The organism is Lentzea chajnantorensis (assembly GCF_054300775.1).
Map to the genome: position 1 here is coordinate 6,793,492 of NZ_JBSDZT010000002.1, position 17,198 is coordinate 6,810,689.

Below are 17,198 nucleotides of genomic sequence, written 5' to 3' on the forward strand. Positions count from 1 at the left end.
GTGCCCGACCGCCACCTGATCGACGTCCACGTCCTGCTGCTGCGCGCCGGGCAGGTCCTGCTCTCGCTGCGCAGGGACACCGACCCGCGCTTCGACGGGGTGTGGCACCTGCCGTCGGGCAAGCTCGACCGCGGCGAGTCGGTGCCGGCCGCCGCGGTCAGGGAGGCCCGCGAGGAGGTCGGTGTCGAGATCGACCCGGCCGACCTGCGGCACGTGCACACCGCGCACGTCACCGCGGCCGGTGTGGAACCGCGGCTAGGTCTGTTCTTCACGACCACGCGGTGGGCCGGGGAGCCGGTCAACCGCGAGCCCGGCAAGTGCTCGGCGCTGCGCTGGTTCGAACTGGACGCGCTGCCGGAGGAGCTGATCGCCTACTCCGCCGCCGGAATCCGCGGTCACCTCGCCGGCACGCCGTTCAGCGTGCTCGGCTGGGATCAGTGACCGCAGCAGGCGTGGTCGGCCCACTCCGGTTCGTGCCACCAGTGCCTGTTCCGCGCTGACGGCAACGGCGGCAGCGCGTCGTCCGTCGCCGTCCGCTGCTGCGCCCGGTAGGGCTTGAGCAGGTCGGCGACGGTGTGCAGGCGCCCGCCCACCATCACCTGGCGCACGTCGGCCGCCGCCCTGATGTCCGCGAGCGGGTTGCCGGAGACGAACGCGATGTCGGCCGGGGCACCGGGCCGCAGCGACCCGATCGGCAGGCCCAGCCACGTCGCCGGGTTGCGGGTGGCGGTGATCAGCGCCTCCCGCGGTGTGAAGCCGAACTTGACCATGGCGCGCAGGTTCATGTGCGTGGCGGTGGCGGGCGCGTCGAGTGGCGCGTCGGTGCCGCAGATCACGAGGCCACCGCCGCGGTGCACGGCCAGCGCGAACTCGACCCAGCCGCGCAAGATGTGCAACGACGAGGAGGCACCACCGGTGTTCGCCTCGGCGAGGTAGCGCTCGTACTCCCACGGCGGGAACAGCACGCGGGTGCGTTCGTCCAGCACCAGCGACCTGTCCTCGGCGAACAGGGCGCGGTTGTGGAACAGGGTCGGGGTCATGGACATGCCGGTGCGGGTGAACAGCGCGACCACGTCCTGGTAGGCGCGGCCCTGGCGGGAGATCGTGTGCGAGTAGCCCAGGCGGTTGGTGGCGCCGACGTGCTCCATGCCGTTCATGCCGATGTTCGCGGCCGGGTAGAGGTAGTGCGACGACAACGGGACGCGGGACCGCTGCACGGCAGCGCGTTGCAGCTCGACGGGCAGCCGGACGTAGGTCTTGAGCATGTCGTAGTCGAGCTCGTGGGCGCGGCGCAGTTCGAGGTCGAGCTGGGCGCGCGACAGGGTCGGGCGCATGAAGTTGTAGTAGACGCGGGAACCGTCGACGGCCTCGCCGGTCGCGTAGAACCGGGGCCCGGTCAGGGTTCCTGCGGCGAGCGCCTCGCGGGTCTCGACCATCTGGTAGACCGGGTCACCGGGTGAGCGGACGGTGGTGATGCCGTAGGCGAGCCACACGTTGCCCTGGCGCGCTCCCCACGCCCGTCCGCGCAGGTGCCAGTGGTTGTGGGCGTCGATGAGGCCGGGGATGGCGGTCAGCGTGCTCGCGTCCACGTCGGCACGACCGCGGTGCGGGCGGACGTCCGCGATCCGGCCGTGGTCGACCACGAGGTCGACGTTCTCGCGCAGCTCGTGCGCCTCGCCGTCCCAGTAAGCCTTGACGTGCACGACTTCGCGCTCGGGTGAACGCTGCCTGCGCCAGGTGAGGCCGACCCGGACGGTGCTGGCCTTGCCGTCCAATGTGGACTTCCGCAGGCGGCCGTTGTTGAGGTACACCAACGCGTCGTCGCCGTGCCATGCCAGCGAGTCGGTGACCTCGCGGGTGACCTGTCGCGGCGTGCCGAGGAACCGTCCCTTGCCGTCGACGGCCACGACGAAGGCGAGGCTCTCGACGACGAACGCGAGGTGCCGGCCGTCGGGTGACCACACCGGGCCGTCGTCGCCGCGGGTCGCGATCGACCGGAACGGCATCGGCTCGGTGTACCGCAGCTCGCCGCTGACGAGGTCGACGGTGAGGACCTGGCTGGTGCCCTCGCGGAACCGCCGGGAGAACGGCTTCACCGCGGCCAGCGCGACCACCGTGCCGTCGGCGGACCAGGTGGGACGGCCGGGCTGGAACAGCGTCGGGGTGACCTGGCGGCGGCCGGCCGCGTCGACCACCCACACCTGGCCGTCCTGGTCGACGTAGGCGACCTTGGTGCCGTCCGGGGAGAACCGGGGCGTGGTCTGCGCGTGCGGCGCGGGCGCGTGGGCCTCGTCGGCGCCGGTCCGCAGGTCCCGCACGCGCAGCTGGGCGATGCCGGTGCGGTCGCTCGCGTACAGCAGCCGGGTGCCGTCGGGCGAGAAGTCCGGGTCGGAGTCGAAGTACGCGCCGTCGGTCAGCTTCGTGGTGCGGCCGTCGGCCAGCAGGTGCAGCGCGTTCAGCGCCCGGAAGGCGATCTTCGTGCCGTCGCGCGACACGACCGGGCTCGCGATGCCCCTGACCTGACCGCCAGTGGGGGTGCGCGCGCGGTGCTGCCGCGGGGTGCGCACGGGAACCGTTGCGCTGAAGGGGATGTCCTTCGTGGACCTGCCGTCGAACAGCCGGATCTTGCCGTCGGCGGTGTAGAGCACGCTGCCGCCGTCCCACAGCGGCGCGAACCCGAAGACGTCCTGCCCGGTGACGACGGCCCGGTCACCGAGCATCAGGTCGGCCTGGCCCGGTCGCATCAGCGTGTAGCTCGGCTGACCGCCCGGCCCGCAGCTCGCGCCGAACAGCTGCGCGCCCGCCGGTGCGGTGACCAGGCGTTCGCGGGTGCCGTCGAGCGCCACGGCGTCCACGGCCGCGTTGCCGACGGTGAAGACCAGCCGGCGGCCGTCGGGTGACCACTGCGGTGCGGCGGCCTCGTCCGGCAGGCCGGTGAGCTGGGTGACGGCACCGGAGGCGACGTCCAGCACGTGCACGCCGTAGCTGCCGCCCCTGTCGCTGGTGAACGCGATCTTCGTGCCGTCGGGCGAGAACGCGGGCTCGCGGTGGTCGTACTGGCCGCTGGTGAGCTGCCGGGGCGTGCTCCCGGCGAGGTCGGTGACGTAGAGGTGGTAGTTGCCGTCCCGGTAGGACTGGAACGCGATCCGGCCGCCCGGACCGAACGACGGCAGCGACGCGTCCTGCAGCTCGTCGGTCAGCCTGCGGGCGGTGCCACCGGTCGCGGGCAGCACCCAGATGGCGGTGACGAGGTCGATCGCGAGCCACCTGCCGTCCCGTGACCGGGTGACGGAGATGTTGGTGCCCTGGGTGAGCGTGACGACGGTGCCCGGTCCGGCCTGCGCCGCACCGGTGGTGGTGAGCGCGGAGGCGGCCGTGGCCAGGGCGGCGGCCTGGCCGGTGCGGGTCAGCAGCTCACGACGAGACAGGTCCATGCGTGGCACTCCCCCAGCGTTGACGCCCTGGAAGAACCACACTGCCACCGCACCGGGCCGGCACCATCCACCGATCGGCGGTCAGGCCACCGCCGTGTACACCAACGCGAGGATCGCGCTGGGGCAGCAGATCGTGACGAGACCGACCACCCCGTAGAACGGCTCCTTCTTGGTGATCATCGCCGCCAGCGCGGCGACCCCCACCCCGACAGTGATCAACAACAACGCCAGCACCAGGTACGACACGGTCTTCTTCCTTCGCAACGGGAGTTCGGGTCACAGGCACGCGGACGCGCGTGGCGGTGCCCGGCACGAAGGTGTGGCCGGTGTCGTGGACGTCGTGGTGCCGCAGTCGACGTCGTCGCGCTGCGTCGGCGGTTCACCCGTCCCGCTGACGGCGGCGGGCCGCCACGCCCACCCGGTGTCCGGTGCGGCGGGCGTGGCGGCGGCACCGTGCGAGACCGACACCCTGCTGGGCAGGTGCCGGTCCCCCAGGTCCTGGTGCTCCCGCTGGGCGGGCAGCAGCGCCAGCAGCAGGGCGAGCAGCAGCGCCGGCGCGGCGCGGTTCACGGTGCGGTGGCCCCCGCCCGCCTGCGCGCGAAGAACTCCGCGACCGGCTCGACGTAGCGGGCCGCGATCGGGCCGATGACCGCCATCAGCAGCACGTACGCCGTGGACAGCGCCGCGAGCTGTGCGCTGACCATGCCGGAGGCCACCGCGAGACCGGCGATGACGATGGAGAACTCACCGCGGGCCACCAGTGCGGCACCCGCGCGGGCCCGGCCCATCGGTCCGACGCCCTGCCTGCGCGCCGCCCACCAGCCGGTCGCGAGCTTGGTCAGCGTCGTCACCACGGCCAGCGCCACGGCGACGCCGAGCACCGGCGGGATGGAGCGCGGGTCGGTGTTGAGGCCGAACACCACGAAGAACATGGCGGCGAAGAGGTCGCGCAACGGTTCCAGCAGGCGGGTGGCGTTCTCCGCGGTGGAGCCGGAGATCGCGATGCCGAGCAGGAACGCGCCGACCGCGGCCGAGACCTGCAGCTGCGAGGCGACACCGGCGACGAGCAGCGCGGAGCCGAGCAGCTTGAGCAGGAACACCTCGTGGTCGGGGCTGTCGACGACGGCGGAGATGTAGCGCCCGTACTTCAGCGCCACGACGAGCACGACGGTGATGGCGAGCAGCGAGATTCCGACGGAGGTGAGGCCGCCGAGGAAGCTGACACCGGCCAGCAGCGCCGTGAGCACCGGCAGGTAGACCGCCATGGCCAGGTCCTCGAACACCAGCACCGACAGGACCACCGGTGTCTCGCGGTTGCCGAGCCGGCCGAGGTCGCCGAGGACCTTCGCGACGATGCCGGACGAGGAGATGTAGGTGACGCCGGCCATCGCGAGCGCACCGACCGGTCCCCAGCCCAGCAGCAGCGCGACGACGGCGCCGGGGGTCGCGTTGAGGACGATGTCGAGCAGTCCGGCGGTCCAGGACTTCTTCAGCCCGGTCGTGAGCTCGGAGGCCGAGTACTCCAGCCCCAGGAACAACAACAGCAGCACCACGCCGATCTCACTGGCGAGGTGTGCGAACTCCTCGATGCCGTGCAGCGGGACGATGCCGCCCGCGCCGAACGCGAGGCCGCCGATCAGGTAGAGCGGGATGGGCGAGATGCCGAATCTCCAGGCCAGTCGCCCGAGCAGGCCCAGCCCGAAGAAGACCGCACCCAGTTCGATCAGCGCGATCGTGGTGTCGTGCACTGCGCTCAGCCGCCCGTCAGGATCTCGGCGGCGGTGTCGAGGCCGTCCGCGGTGCCCACGACGACAGCGAGGTCGCCGTTGGAGAACAGGAACTCCGGGCCCGGCGAGGGGTGCGCGGTGCCCTCCCGCACGACGGCGACGACCGACGCGCCGGTGCGGGTGCGCAGCGCGGTGTCGCCGAGCGTGCGGTGCGCGAACGCCGTGACCAGCAGCTGGCGCGTGGTGATGCCGGTGATGTCGCGGTGCTGCTTGCTCAGCTGCGTCACCAGCTGCGGCGCGCCGAGCAGCCCGGCGAGCGTGCCCGCCTCCTCCGGCGCGAGCGGGATCGAGGCGGCCGTCGCGTCCGGGTCGTCCTGTTTGGACAATATCAGCTCGAACTTGCCGTCGCGGTAGGAGATCACGCCGATCCGGCGGCCGGAGCGGATGCTGAAGTCCTGCCTGACCCCGATGCCGGGCAGGGGCGTCACTTCGACGTTCACTGGCGTGCTTCCTGACTTGGGTTCTTGGGTTTTCTAGGGTTCGATCAGCCCGGCGCGGATCGCGTACCGGGTGAGTTCGAGGCGGTCCTTGAGACCGAGCTTCTGCAGCAGGTTGGCGCGGTGGCGCTCGACCGTCTTGACGCTGATGAAGAGCAGGTCGCCGATCTCCTTCGACGAGTGGCCCTCCGCGACCAGCTTGAGGATCTCCTCCTCGCGGTCGGTGATCGCCCGTGACGGGATGCCGCCGCCGTCCTTGGCGCGGTCGAGGTAGTTGCGGATCAACGAGTTCACCGCGCCGGGGTAGAGGAACGGCTCGCCGCGCATCGCCGCCCGGCACGCTTCCACGAGGTCGCGGTCGGCCACCGACTTGAGCACGTACCCGGAGGCACCGGACTTGAGCGCCTCGAAGAAGTACTGCTCGTTGTCGTACATGGTGAGGATCAAGATCCGCAGGTCCGGCAGCAGCCGCGACAGCTCACGCGCGGCCTGCAACCCGGTGAGCCGCGGCATGGCGATGTCGAGGATCGCGAGGTCGGGCTTCTCGGCACGGGCCTTGGTGACGGCCTCCGCGCCGTCGCCGGCCTCGGCCACGACGGTCAGGTCGGGTTCGTTGTCCAGGATCAGCCGGACGCCGCGGCGCACCAGCGCGTGGTCGTCGGCCAGCAGGATGCGCGTCTTCACCTGGCCGGCACCACCAGACGCACCTCGGTGCCCCTGGCCAGGGCGGTGATCTCGACCTCGGCGTGCACGAGCAGCGCCCGCTCCCGCATGCCGCGGATGCCGGCGCCCTCCTCGGCGTCGCCGATGCCCCGTCCGTCGTCGCGGATGCGCAGCTCGACCCCGGCGGGGTGGTTCTGCAGCGCGAGCTCGACCGAGGTCGCGCCGGCGTGCCGGACGGTGTTGGTCAGCCCCTCCTGCGCCACCCGGTAGACCACCAGCTCGGTCTCGGCGTCGAGCTCGGGCAGGTCCTTCGCGAACCGCTTGGTGACCGTGAGCCCGGTGGTGATCTCCGCGGTCAACGCCTTGAGCGCGCTGACCAGCCCCAGCTCCTCCAGCACCCCCGGCCGCAGCCGCCGTGCGATGCGCCGGATCTCGTCGAGCGTGCTGCGGGTGGTCTCCTGCACCTGCCGCAGCTCCTCGCGCATGTGCGCGGGCGCCTGGTCGGCCACCCGCTTCAGCTCCAGCAGCACCACGGTCAACGACTGCCCCACCTCGTCGTGCAGCTCCTGCGCCACCCTCCTGCGTTCCGCTTCCTGCGCGCTGAGCGCCCGCGCCGAGCTGAACCCGCGTTCGGCCTCCAGCCGGTCGATCATCGCGTTGAACGTGGTGATCAGCTCCGCGATCTCCCCGTGCCCCTTGGCGGTCAGCCGCGGCCCCGGTTTGAGCAGGTCGATCGTGGTCATGGCCTTGGTGAGCCGGTCCAGCGGCGCGAGCCCGACCCTGATCAGCACCGCGTTGGCGACCAGCATGGCCACGAGCCCGGCCCCGAGCACGACCATCTCCCCGGACACCGCCCGCGTCGACACCGTCACCGGGCTGAACGCCAGCACGGCCGTGGCGATGATCAGGACCAGGGCGTTGAGCAGGAAGATCCGCCCGAACAACGACACGCGCGCCGCCTTTCCGCGATCACTTCCCGCCACGCCTTGCGAGGCTGACGGGCGCACCCACCACGTGTCCATCCGTGGCAACACCCATGTTCGGTCTGCATGGGGGTCAGCGCTGGCCGGATCTGCGTGCCCGCCCGGATCGTTTTCCCCGGCAGCGCGGGAGAAGGTGGAGATGTCTCGACCGCACGGCGACGGGAGGCGGAGATGGAGACCACACGACGACCGCGCAGACCCGCACTGAAACGGGCCCCGAGGTGGACGCTGCTGGCCGTGGCGTTCTCGTCGGTGGCGGCGGGGCTGGTGCTGCCGCACACGCTGCTGATCGCGGCCGGCCTGCTGCTGGCCGGGTGCGTGGCACTGCCCTAGCGGGCGCGCCGACACGAGGACCACGCCGGCGGAGGCCGCCGCTGTCAGGCAGAAGCTGACGGCGGCGGCCTGGTCTTCCCGGTCTTACCGGTTTTCCTGGTCTTGCTGGTCCGGGTCTACCCGGACGTGGGCTTGCTCAGAGCGCCAGCGCGCCTTCGATGCGCGCGAGCATCGCGTCCTCGGCGTCGACGACCACGCCGTCGGCCTCGGCCACCTCGCGCGCGATCGTCAGCACCGCGGCGGGAAACGACCTCGCGTCCTCCGGCGAGCGCGTGGTGAGGATCTTCATCGAGCCGCGCAACGCCTCGAGGACGACCGGCTCGACCTCCTCGTCGGTGCCGGCGGGCACGGACGGGCGGGCGGCGCCCATGACGAGGCGCAGGTCGGGCGACAGGTGCGACAGGGCGCGCAGGCCGGCGAACCGCTCCTCCAGGACGGGGCCGGGGTCGGCGTGGGAGACCAGCAGCATCGCGCCGTACACGGCGGTGCGCAGCGTGCGGCTCTCCTCGTCGGTGAAGAAGATCATGGCGTCCACTCTATGTCTTGTGATCAGGCGGTTTCGGCGGTACTGGTACGAAGACTCGCCACCGCGCCGGTGGTTGCTCCCCGCGGCGAAACTGCGACGTGGCTCATCGGGCAGTTCTGCTCAGCGCGAAACCTTCCGTCGCGCGGCGTACAAATGACACCTCCGGGCGTTGACATGAGTTGTCAGCCCAACCCCTGGAGGATCAGCGATGACGACCACCGTGGCCCGCCCCCGCATCACGGTACGGCGGGTGGTGTTCACGCTCGTCCTCCTCAGCGTCACGACGCTGCTGTTCTGGGTGCCGTTCGAGGGCCTGTTCGCGGCGTCGGCGCAGTGGCCGGGGCCGGTGCGGCCGATCGCGGCCGTCGTGTTCGCCGCGGCGGCGATCAGCATGATCGTGCTGTTCACCCGCAGGAACTCCGACCGCGCCGCGCGGATCTCGCACTTCCTGCTGGGGTTCGTGTGGATCGCGTTCGTCTGGACGCTGCTCACCGACGTGGTGCGGCTGGTGCTGGCGTTGGCCGGTGTGGAGAACCCGTTCCGCGCGCGGTTCATCGCCGTGCTGCTGGCGGTGCTCATCGTCGCCGTGACGGCGTACGGCGTGCACGAGGCCATGCGGGTGCCGCGGGTCAAGCGCCAGGACGTGACGATCCCCCGCCTCGACCCGGCGTTCGACGGGCTGACCGTCGCCGTCGTCACCGACACCCACTACGGCGCGATCGACCGCGCGAAGTGGTCGCGGGGCATGGTCGACGCGGTCAACGAGCTGAACGCCGACGTGGCCGTGCACGTCGGTGACATCGCCGACGGCACCGCCGAGCAGCGCCTGGAGCAGGCGACGCCGCTGGGTGACGTCACGGCGGCGCACCGGTTCTACATCACCGGCAACCACGAGTACTACTCCAACGCCCAGGGCTGGATCGACCTCATGACCCGGCTGGGCTGGAAGGCGCTGCACAACGAGCACGTGGTGCTCGAACGCGGCGGTGCCCGCCTGGTGTTCGCGGGCATCGACGACATCACCGCCGACCACTCCGGCGAGCCAGGCCACGCCGCCGACCTCGCGCTCGCGTTGCGCGGCACCGAGGCCGGCGACCCGGTGGTGCTGCTCGCCCACCAGCCCTCCGAGATCCGCAAGGCCGTCGAGGCCGGCGTGGACCTGCAGCTGTCCGGTCACACCCACGGCGGGCAGATCTGGCCGTTCCACCACCTGGTGCGGTTGCAGCAGCCGGTGGTGGCGGGCCTGAGCCGGCACAGCGACCGCACGCAGCTCTACACCAGCCGCGGTGCCGGTTTCTGGGGCCCGCCGATGCGGGTGTTCGCACCGAGCGAGATCACCCTGCTGACGCTCAGGGCCGCATGAGGTGCCCGGTGTCGTTGAACCTGACCAGCCGCGGTGACCGGCCGGCCGTGTAGCGGATGACGGTGAGGGCGGCGTTGTCGTTGTCCAGCGTCAGCCACTGCTCGGGTGCGGCGTCGAGCGCGTCGCGGACGAGCCAGCTGATCAGGAACGCGTGCGTCACCACCAGCACCGGGCCGTCACCCGGCCGGGCGAAGCGGGTCTCGGCCTCGTGCGCGAGCGCGGGCCCGCGGGTGCGCTCGGACTCGGGGAACCGGTCGAAGAACTCGTCGTGGTCGGGGACGAAGTGCGGCACGAAGTCGTCGGCGGCCGCCTCGGCCCGGCAGGGCACCCCCAGCACCTCGGCGATGATCGACGCGGTTTCGGCTGCCCGCGGCAGTGGACCGTGGTGCACGGCGGCGAACCCGGTGCCCCGCAACCGTTCCGCGAGCAGCTCGGACTGCCTGCGCCCGTGCGCGGTGAGCCGCGTCTCGTCCTTCGTCGCCTCGCCGTGCCGGACCAGGTGGAGATCTCTCGTCACGACGTGCAGTGTGCCTTGACGGCACCGGCGGCGTGATGGGCGTATGTCGGTCCGCGGCGGTTCCAGTCCTGACCTCGGTTGAGGAGCTGCACCGTCAGGGTTCCGCTGCTCCGGAACCTGCCGGCGGTGACCCACTGCCCGCGCCGGTCGACCTGCTTGATCGCGAACGACGCGACCGGCGCGCCCCCGACCCCGTTGCGGTCGTACACGAAGTACACGGTCGGGTTACCGCCGACGGCGGTCAGGTCCCCGTCGGGCACGTGCACCGACACCTCGCACGTGCCGGCGGCGGCGAACGTCCACATCGCGTAGGACGACGAGTCGTCCCGCCGCGCGTCACCCGACATCGGCACCGACATGAACGCCGACCCGCACCTGCCGTCGCCGTGTTCGACCCAGCCCCGCCGCCCGTCCCGGTAGGACCCGACGCTGCGGTAGCCCCCGCACCCCGGCCCCGACGTCACCGTCTTGGCACCGCTGGGCGCGCGCTCGACGGGAGGCGGTGGCGGAGCGGGCGGCGGCGTGGTCGTGGTCGGCACCAGCCCGAGCGCCGAGGAAGCGGACATCGGGTCCGTGCTCGCCGAGGACTCCACCGGCAGGTCCTCCGCGGGCGTGATCGCGCCGGGCAGGTAGCTGTGCGTGGGCATCGCCTCGGTCGGCGCACCGGGCTCGCTCAGCCCCACGACCGCGATGCCGGCCACGACCAGCCCGGCGGCGGCGACGGCGATCACGACGAGCCGCCGCTTCACCGGCGGCGGCTTCTCCTCCGGCGCGGGCGCGGTCTCCTCCGCGAGGGCCCGACGTCCCTGTCCCCTTGCGCGGACAGCGGCGATCAACGCGGGATCGAGCATCACGTCGGTCGGGTCGTCGGGGTAGTCGGTCGGCACGCAGCGCAGTGTGCCAGCCGCACAACACCACCCGAACGCGTGGTTGTTTCACGAACGGGTCATTCGCGTTCAATCCACCGCACGCAGTAGCAGCCGCTCGCCGGTTCGGTCGACACGGTGTGCCGGGAGCGTTCCCGGCCGGTGTGCCGGGATCTCGGTGCGCGGGCCGTCCCACGTGCGGTCATCGGGTCGGCGAATCGCCGGGAAACGGTGATGGGACGGGAGTCCGGTCACGGTCTGGACACACCTGTGGAACTCGCAGATCCCACGGCGTTTCCGGGTGGTTACTTCCTCATCCGCCCGGCCACCAACAACAACACCAGCCCGAGCACGCACATCCCGAGCGTGAACGCGTACACCGACCGGAACCCGATCCCCTGCGCCACCCCGAGCAGCGGCCCCGCGATCATGGTGCCCACGATCTGCGTGTTGCTGAACATCGTCGTGGTGTGACCGGGCCGGCCGGGGTCGAGGCTCTGGAAGTACGTGATCCCCACGCCCATGATCAGCGAGATGACCGTGGCGTGCAGCAGCTGCGCGGCCATCACCTGCCAGACGGAGTCGGCGACGAGCATGACTCCGTGGTAGCCCAACGAGATCGCGGCGCCGATGACGACCATCATGTGCAGCGACTTGCGGTTGGCCAGTGCGCCGAACCAGAGCATCATCGGGATCTCCAGCGCCGCGCACAGGCCCATCACCAGGCCCGCGTCGCCCGCGGTGCCCTCCAGGTTCGTGGTGACGAACAACGGCAGGCCGCTCACCGCCAGCGCGACGGAGCCCTGCAGGAACGTGAACGCCACCGAGACCACCGAGATGCGGCCGCGCGACGGGCCGGCGGGTGCCTCGTCCTCGACCACCTCCTGCGAGGCCTCGGCGGGCACGGGCAGGAACCAGGCGATCACGGCCACGCCGAGCTGCAGCGCGGCGGTCGAGGCGAACAGGCCGAACCAGCCGACCTTCGACACGAGCAGCGCCGCCACCGGCGGGCCGGCCACCCAGGCGACCGACAGCAGGGTGCGCAGGACGCTGACGACCATCGACGGGCCCTGCGAGACCGCGCGGCCGTAGGCGAACAGCTGTGGCAGCAGGGAGGAGGTGATCGCGATGAACAGCACCGAGGTGCCGAGCAGGAACCAGTAGTCGCGCGACACGGCGAACAGGCCGTAGCCGACCGCGCCCGCGACACCGCCCGCCACGAGCATGAACCGGCGCTGCACGCGGCCGTCGGACAGCCTGCCCATGACCGTGCTGGCGACCACCGACGCGATCGGTGAGGCCAGCAGGAAGAAGCCGAGCTGGAAGGGCGTGACCCCGATCTCGGAGGTCAGGAACAGCGAGCCGAACGGCAGCGCGAACGCCATCGACACACCGGTGACGACGCTGATCACCGCGAGCTGGAAGAAGGAACGGGACAGGAGCGGCGAGGGGGTTTTCTCGCTGATTGCCGTCACGAACGGATACTGCCTCCTGGCCGGTGAATCAGGAAACCAAATATCCCATTGTGCGGGCAACATCTCACACGACGACGACCGCGCCGTCGCGACGGTGATCTCCACCACCCCTGAGCAGGCCGGATCCGGTGCGCTGCACGACCTGGCAGCCGCCGAAGAACATGTTCGGCGCGCGGAAGAACGTCACCGGCAGTTCACTTTCCGGTCGAATTCCCGGTTCCACGTGGAGGTGGTCGCCGCTCAGGTGCAGGCGGGGTGCGTCGACCGCTTCCTGCGCGGGCATCCCGCGGTCCAGGACGTTCACGAGCACCTGCAGGATCGCGCCGCTGATGCGGCTGGACCCGGCGCTGCCGAGCACCAGTTCCACACCGTCGCGGCCGGTCACGACGGTCGGCGACATCATCGACGGCAGCCGGTCGCCGGGTGCGTGGCTGAAGAAGCCGTCGGGCGAGAGCTCCTCCTCGCCCATCATGTTGTTGAGGTGCACGCCGGCGATCGCGATGCCGGAGCCGGCGCCGTTCGTGGTCGTGACCGAGCACGCGGTGCCGTCGGCGTCCAGCACCGAGATGTGCGTGGTCGAGCCGAGCCGGTTGAGGGGCACCTTCGGCGTGGCCATCGCGCGGATCAGGTCGGCCTGCGACGGGTTGTCCGGCACCGTCTCCAGCATCTGCGCAAGCAACGCACCACCCGCCGCGGGCGGTGGGTTCGTGTGGACGTCACGGCCGCGGTGCCGCGCGTGCAACGGCTCACGCTCGATGACCTCGTACGCCGCGAGGTCCGCCCTCGTGAGGTCACCGCCCGAGGAGCCGATGCGGTCGGCGATCGTGGCCGCGATGTCGCCGGTGTAGAACGGCTCGGCACCGTCCTGTCCCAGGCGCAGCAGGGACTCGCCGAGCTCGGGCTGCACGAGCAGCTCGCCTTCGGACAGCGCGGTGAGCCCCGCGCTGCGGGCCAGCGGCAACAGGATCGAGGTGACGTAGGCCTGGTAGCGGTTCACGCGGTGGCCCTCCCGCGCGTGCTTCGCCGCCGTGGCCACGAGTTCGCTCAACGACGCCGTGCCGTACCGGGCGGCGGCGGCCGCACCGGCGGGCATCCCGAACGCGGCGACCGACGACGGTCCGACGTGGAACTCCTGCTGGGCGTCGCCGAACCGGACGACGATCGGGTCGAGCGGCGCCCGCTCCGCCGTGGCGCCGCGACCGGGTGCCTGGGCGGAGAAGTCCAGCAGCACAGGGGGTTTCCCGGCCGGCGCGATCATCATGTACCCGGCCGCACCCAGACCCGTGAGCAGCGGCTCGGTCACGCACGACGTGAGCATCGCCGCGACGGCCGCGTCCACGGCGTTCCCACCGGCGCGCAGCAGTGCCGCGCCCGCCTCTGCGGTGAGCGGGTGACCCGCCGCGATCGCTCCACGCACCGTTGTCGACCTCCACTGAAGAGACCGTCAACGGTAGCCCCGGTGGCGATCGCCGAGCCACCCGGCCCGGCAGGGCGGCTCACCGGATCGGTCGACGGGGTTGAAAGGCGGAGCAAAACGGGTAAATCGACAACCATGGACTGGATCACGAAGCTGATGGAGGCACTGGGCTCTCCCGGCGCGGGCCTCGCGGTCGCGCTGGAGAACGTCTTCCCGCCCGTGCCCAGTGAGGTGATCCTGCCGCTGGCCGGGTTCACCGCGGGGCAGGGCAAGATCTCGCTGGTCGCCGCGATCCTGTGGACCACGGCCGGCTCGGTCGTCGGTGCGCTCGTCCTCTACGGCCTGGGCGCGTGGCTCGGGCTGGAGCGGCTGCGCAAGGCGGCCGACAAGATCCCGTTCGTCACGGCGTCCGATGTGGACAAGTCCGACGCGTGGTTCGACAAGCACGGCAACAAGGCCGTGTTCCTCGGGCGCATGGTGCCGGTGGTGCGGAGCCTGGTCTCCATCCCGGCCGGGGTGTCCGGGATGCCGATCGTGAAGTTCACGGTCTACACGGCGGCGGGCAGCCTGCTGTGGAACACCGCCCTGATCCTCGCCGGGTACGCGCTGGGCGAGAACTACCAGCTCGTCGACCGCTACCTGGGGTGGGTGTCCACGGTGGTCATCGCGGCACTGGTCATCGCCATCGTGTGGTTCGTGGTCTCGCGGTCCAAGGCCCGCCGCTCGTAGAGCACCGACGCGACCGCGACCGCGAGGCCCGCCAGCGACAGCCCGACGCCGACCCACGCGGTGGACACGTAGCCCCAGCCCGCCGCGATGGCCAGGCCTCCGAGCCACGCGCCCGCGCCGTTCGCGACGTTGAGCGACGAGTGGTTGGACGACGAGGCCAGCACCGGCGCGTCCGGTGAGGCGTCCATCAGGCGGATCTGCAGGGCAGCGGCCAGGACCTGGATCACGAACCCGAGCAGGAACAGCAGCCCGAACAGGAACACCGGCATCGTCGCGGTGAAGCCGAACAGCACGAGGATCACGCAGACCGCGACCAGACCGCCGAACACCGACCCCATCGCCGAGCGGTCCACGAACCGGCCGCCGAAGGTCGCGCCCAGGGTCATGCCCAGCCCGAACACCGCGAGCATCCACGGCACCACGCCCGCGGGCAGACCCGCGACCTCGGTGGTCAGCGGCGCGACGTAGGAGTAGACGGCGAACATGCCGCCGAAGCCGATCATGCCGGTGAAGATCGCGAACCACACCGTCGGCCGGCGGAACGCCCTGACCTCGCCCTTCATCGACGCGTCCGCGTCCAGCGGCACCCGCGGCACCCACGCGGCGATCGCGAGCGCCGTCACCACGCCGATCACCGAGACCGACAGGTATGCGGTGCGCCAGCCGATCTGCTGGCCCGCCGCGGTGGCGAGCGGGACACCGACCAGGTTCGCCACGGTCAGCCCGACCATCACCCGTGCCACCGCCGTGCCGCGGCGTTCCGGTGCCACGAGCGTCGCGGCGACGACCGCCGCGATGCCGAAGAACGCGCCGTGCGGCAGTCCCGCGACGAAGCGGGAGAGCAGCAGCATGGTCTTGTCCTGCGCGACGACGGACAGGCCGTTGCCCAGCGCCACGGCGAGCATCAGGCCGATCAGCATGCCCTTGCGCGGCAGCTTGGCGCCGAGCACCGCGATCAGCGGTGCGCCGACCACGACACCGGCCGCGTACAGGCTGATGGCGTGCCCGGCCTCGTAGTCGGGGATGTCGAAAGTGGCAGCGATCTGGGGCAGCAGCCCCATGGTCGCGAACTCGGTGGTGCCGATGCCGAACCCGCCGAGCGCGAGCGCGGTCATGGCGCGGGTGGTGTTCACATTCGCTCCTGATCAGGTGTCCGGTCGGCGCTGACGCAGGACGAATTAGTTAGCAGCAGGAACCATCCTACGGTTCTTCTGACGCGCTTCAGAAGCCTCGGGCCGGTGCCTCTGCTCACACGCGGCCCGCCTGCGGCGCGCAACCGAACGCGTCTGCCCGGTGTCCCTGTCCGCAGGGGAGATCACACCCGGGGGAAGACGAGATGAAGGCTCATTCGTGGCTGGACGCCGCGCCGGCGCCGACCAGCGACCGCCCGTTCACGGTGCGGCGCTCCAGCGCCATCGAGGTGACGGCGACCGCGAGACCGGCGACGGCGAGCAGCGCGCCGATCCAGTTCGGGGCGGTGTAGCCGAGCCCGCGTTCGATCGCGAGACCGCCGAGCCACGCACCACCGGCGTTGCCCAGGTTGAAGGCGGCGATGTTGGCCGCCGACGCGAGCGCGGGCGCGCCCCCGGCGGTCTGCATCACCCGCATCTGCAGCGGCGGCACGGTGGCGAACCCGGCGGCACCGAACAGCACGATGGTGACCGCGGCGGCCCACTGCGAGTGCGCGGTGAACACGAACGCCGTCAGCACAGCGGCCAGCGCGACCAGGATGACCACCAGGCTCTTCAGCACCGACCGGTCCGCAGCCCGGCCGCCCAGCAGGTTGCCCGCGAACAGGCCGACGCCGAACAGCACCAGCAGCCACGTCACGGCACCGGAGGAGAACCCGGCCACCGACGTCATCATCGGTGCGATGTAGGTGAACGACGCGAACACGCCCGCGAACCCGAGCGCGGTCATCAGCAGCGCCAGCCAGACCTGCGGGTTGCGGAACACGGCCAGCTCACCGCGCAGGTCACCCGCCCGCGCCTGCTGCCGGGGCACCAGGAACGCGATGCCGAGCAGCCCGACCACGCCCAGCGCGGTGACCGCCCAGAACGTCGAGCGCCAGCCCAGCTCCTGCCCCAGCGCGGTGCCCAGCGGCACCCCCAGCACGTTCGCGACGGTCAGACCGGTGAACATCAACGCGATGGCGCTCGCCCTGCGGTGCGGTGCGACGAGGTCGGCGGCCACCACCGAGCCGACGCCGAAGAACGCGCCGTGCGCCAGCGCCGCCACCACCCGGCCGCTCATCAGCGCGCCGTAGCTCCCGGCCACCGCGGACAGCAGGTTGCCCGCGATGAACAGGACCATCAGCCCCAGCAGCATCTTCTTGCGCGGCAACCGGCCGCCCAGCACGGTCAGCAGCGGGGCGCCGACCACCACGCCGAGCGCGTAGCCGGAGATCAGCAGGCCCGCGGAGGGGATGGAGACGCCCAGGTCACCCGCCACCTCGGGCAGCAGCCCCATGATGACGAACTCGGTGGTGCCGATGGCGAAGGCGCTGATCGCGAGCGCGAGCAGAGCGACAGGCATGTCACACAGTCCTTGAAGTCGTAGGTTGTCCGCGTCAGCAATAGTTGCATACGCGGGCAATTGCAAGCGACTTCTGAACCGGTGAAGCCCATCACGCGACAAGGCCGGCCCTTGCGCGGGGGGCCGGCCTCGT

Annotated in this window: 18 protein-coding genes; 4 read left to right on the forward strand and 14 right to left on the reverse strand. The window is 71.4% G+C overall.

What is annotated here, in order from left to right; translation table 11 throughout:
* A complete protein-coding gene (locus ACVDFE_RS32495; RefSeq protein ID WP_458433195.1) occupies nt 1–441 on the forward strand; it encodes an NUDIX hydrolase in 441 nt (146 codons plus the stop codon).
* Here ACVDFE_RS32495 and ACVDFE_RS32500 read toward each other — a convergent pair.
* The 7 genes from ACVDFE_RS32500 to ACVDFE_RS32530 form a co-directional block, all read right to left on the reverse strand.
* Nucleotides 435–3,434: a DPP IV N-terminal domain-containing protein gene (locus ACVDFE_RS32500; protein WP_458433196.1), complete on the reverse strand. Its 3,000-nt coding sequence runs from the start codon at nt 3,432–3,434 to the stop codon at nt 435–437. The genes ACVDFE_RS32495 and ACVDFE_RS32500 overlap by 7 nt on opposite strands.
* Before the next feature lie 81 nt (nt 3,435–3,515).
* Nucleotides 3,516–3,680 carry a hypothetical protein gene (locus ACVDFE_RS32505; RefSeq protein WP_360387640.1) on the reverse strand — a complete coding sequence of 55 codons (165 nt, stop codon included), beginning with the start codon at nt 3,678–3,680 and terminating at the stop codon, nt 3,516–3,518.
* Nucleotides 3,681–3,710: 30 nt separating this feature from the next.
* On the reverse strand, nt 3,711–4,004 hold the full coding sequence (locus ACVDFE_RS32510) for a hypothetical protein (protein ID WP_458433197.1): 294 nt from the start codon (nt 4,002–4,004) through the stop codon (nt 3,711–3,713).
* Complete coding sequence (locus tag ACVDFE_RS32515; RefSeq protein WP_360387635.1) at nt 4,001–5,182, reverse strand: cation:proton antiporter; 1,182 nt, start codon at nt 5,180–5,182, stop codon at nt 4,001–4,003. Before ACVDFE_RS32515 ends, ACVDFE_RS32510 begins: the two co-directional genes overlap by 4 nt.
* Nucleotides 5,183–5,187: 5 nt before the next feature.
* Nucleotides 5,188–5,661: a cation:proton antiporter regulatory subunit gene (locus ACVDFE_RS32520; RefSeq protein ID WP_360387633.1), complete on the reverse strand. Its 474-nt coding sequence runs from the start codon at nt 5,659–5,661 to the stop codon at nt 5,188–5,190.
* Nucleotides 5,662–5,694: 33 nt separating this feature from the next.
* Nucleotides 5,695–6,342 (reverse strand): response regulator transcription factor, encoded by a 648-nt coding sequence (locus ACVDFE_RS32525; protein WP_360387631.1) that lies wholly within the window; start codon nt 6,340–6,342, stop codon nt 5,695–5,697.
* The gene (locus ACVDFE_RS32530; RefSeq protein ID WP_458433198.1) at nt 6,339–7,271 is read right to left on the reverse strand and encodes a HAMP domain-containing sensor histidine kinase; all 933 of its coding nucleotides are present in this window, start codon (nt 7,269–7,271) and stop codon (nt 6,339–6,341) included. The genes ACVDFE_RS32525 and ACVDFE_RS32530 overlap by 4 nt, the downstream gene beginning before the upstream one ends.
* A 204-nt stretch (nt 7,272–7,475) precedes the next feature.
* Here ACVDFE_RS32530 and ACVDFE_RS32535 point away from each other — a divergent pair, with 204 nt between their 5' ends.
* Nucleotides 7,476–7,637, forward strand: coding sequence for a hypothetical protein (locus ACVDFE_RS32535; protein ID WP_458433199.1), 162 nt, complete (start codon nt 7,476–7,478; stop codon nt 7,635–7,637).
* Between the two features lie 136 nt (nt 7,638–7,773).
* Here the strand turns inward: ACVDFE_RS32535 and ACVDFE_RS32540 are convergent, their stop codons facing one another.
* Nucleotides 7,774–8,163 (reverse strand): hypothetical protein, encoded by a 390-nt coding sequence (locus ACVDFE_RS32540; RefSeq protein WP_458433200.1) that lies wholly within the window; start codon nt 8,161–8,163, stop codon nt 7,774–7,776.
* 208 nt (nt 8,164–8,371) lie between these two features.
* Here ACVDFE_RS32540 and ACVDFE_RS32545 point away from each other — a divergent pair, with 208 nt between their 5' ends.
* On the forward strand, nt 8,372–9,526 hold the full coding sequence (locus ACVDFE_RS32545) for a metallophosphoesterase (RefSeq protein ID WP_458433201.1): 1,155 nt from the start codon (nt 8,372–8,374) through the stop codon (nt 9,524–9,526).
* On the opposite strand, the gene ACVDFE_RS32550 is transcribed toward ACVDFE_RS32545, so the two are convergent.
* The 4 genes from ACVDFE_RS32550 to ACVDFE_RS32565 all read right to left on the reverse strand — a co-directional run bounded on the left by ACVDFE_RS32550 (nt 9,513) and on the right by ACVDFE_RS32565 (nt 13,801).
* Nucleotides 9,513–10,043 (reverse strand): histidine phosphatase family protein, encoded by a 531-nt coding sequence (locus tag ACVDFE_RS32550; protein WP_360387618.1) that lies wholly within the window; start codon nt 10,041–10,043, stop codon nt 9,513–9,515. The genes ACVDFE_RS32545 and ACVDFE_RS32550 overlap by 14 nt on opposite strands.
* Complete coding sequence (locus ACVDFE_RS32555) at nt 10,040–10,930, reverse strand: hypothetical protein (protein WP_458433202.1); 891 nt, start codon at nt 10,928–10,930, stop codon at nt 10,040–10,042. The genes ACVDFE_RS32550 and ACVDFE_RS32555 overlap by 4 nt, the downstream gene beginning before the upstream one ends.
* 284 nt (nt 10,931–11,214) lie before the next feature.
* Nucleotides 11,215–12,384, reverse strand: coding sequence for a sugar efflux transporter (locus ACVDFE_RS32560; protein ID WP_458433203.1), 1,170 nt, complete (start codon nt 12,382–12,384; stop codon nt 11,215–11,217).
* A gap of 64 nt (nt 12,385–12,448) precedes the next feature.
* The gene (locus ACVDFE_RS32565) at nt 12,449–13,801 is read right to left on the reverse strand and encodes a gamma-glutamyltransferase (protein ID WP_458433204.1); all 1,353 of its coding nucleotides are present in this window, start codon (nt 13,799–13,801) and stop codon (nt 12,449–12,451) included.
* Between the two features lie 135 nt (nt 13,802–13,936).
* Between ACVDFE_RS32565 and ACVDFE_RS32570 the strand changes: the two genes are divergently transcribed.
* The gene (locus tag ACVDFE_RS32570; protein ID WP_360387598.1) at nt 13,937–14,530 is read left to right on the forward strand and encodes a DedA family protein; all 594 of its coding nucleotides are present in this window, start codon (nt 13,937–13,939) and stop codon (nt 14,528–14,530) included.
* On the opposite strand, the gene ACVDFE_RS32575 is transcribed toward ACVDFE_RS32570, so the two are convergent.
* Nucleotides 14,437–15,663, reverse strand: a complete 1,227-nt coding sequence (locus ACVDFE_RS32575; protein ID WP_458433205.1) for an MFS transporter — start codon at nt 15,661–15,663, stop codon at nt 14,437–14,439. The genes ACVDFE_RS32570 and ACVDFE_RS32575 overlap by 94 nt on opposite strands.
* Nucleotides 15,664–15,874: 211 nt before the next feature.
* Nucleotides 15,875–17,065 (reverse strand): MFS transporter, encoded by a 1,191-nt coding sequence (locus ACVDFE_RS32580; protein WP_360387592.1) that lies wholly within the window; start codon nt 17,063–17,065, stop codon nt 15,875–15,877.
* Nucleotides 17,066–17,198: the final 133 nt, after the last annotated feature.

Excerpts from the sequence above, each read along its gene's own strand:
- ACVDFE_RS32500 (WP_458433196.1), bottom strand. The coding sequence starts at position 3,434 with ATGGACCTGTCTCGTCGTGAGCTGCTGACCCGCACCGGCCAGGCCGCC.
- ACVDFE_RS32535 (WP_458433199.1), top strand. The coding sequence starts at position 7,476 with ATGGAGACCACACGACGACCGCGCAGACCCGCACTGAAACGGGCCCCG.
- ACVDFE_RS32540 (WP_458433200.1), bottom strand. The coding sequence starts at position 8,163 with ATGATCTTCTTCACCGACGAGGAGAGCCGCACGCTGCGCACCGCCGTG.
- ACVDFE_RS32545 (WP_458433201.1), top strand. The coding sequence starts at position 8,372 with ATGACGACCACCGTGGCCCGCCCCCGCATCACGGTACGGCGGGTGGTG.
- ACVDFE_RS32570 (WP_360387598.1), top strand. The coding sequence starts at position 13,937 with ATGGACTGGATCACGAAGCTGATGGAGGCACTGGGCTCTCCCGGCGCG.
- ACVDFE_RS32580 (WP_360387592.1), bottom strand. The coding sequence starts at position 17,065 with ATGCCTGTCGCTCTGCTCGCGCTCGCGATCAGCGCCTTCGCCATCGGC.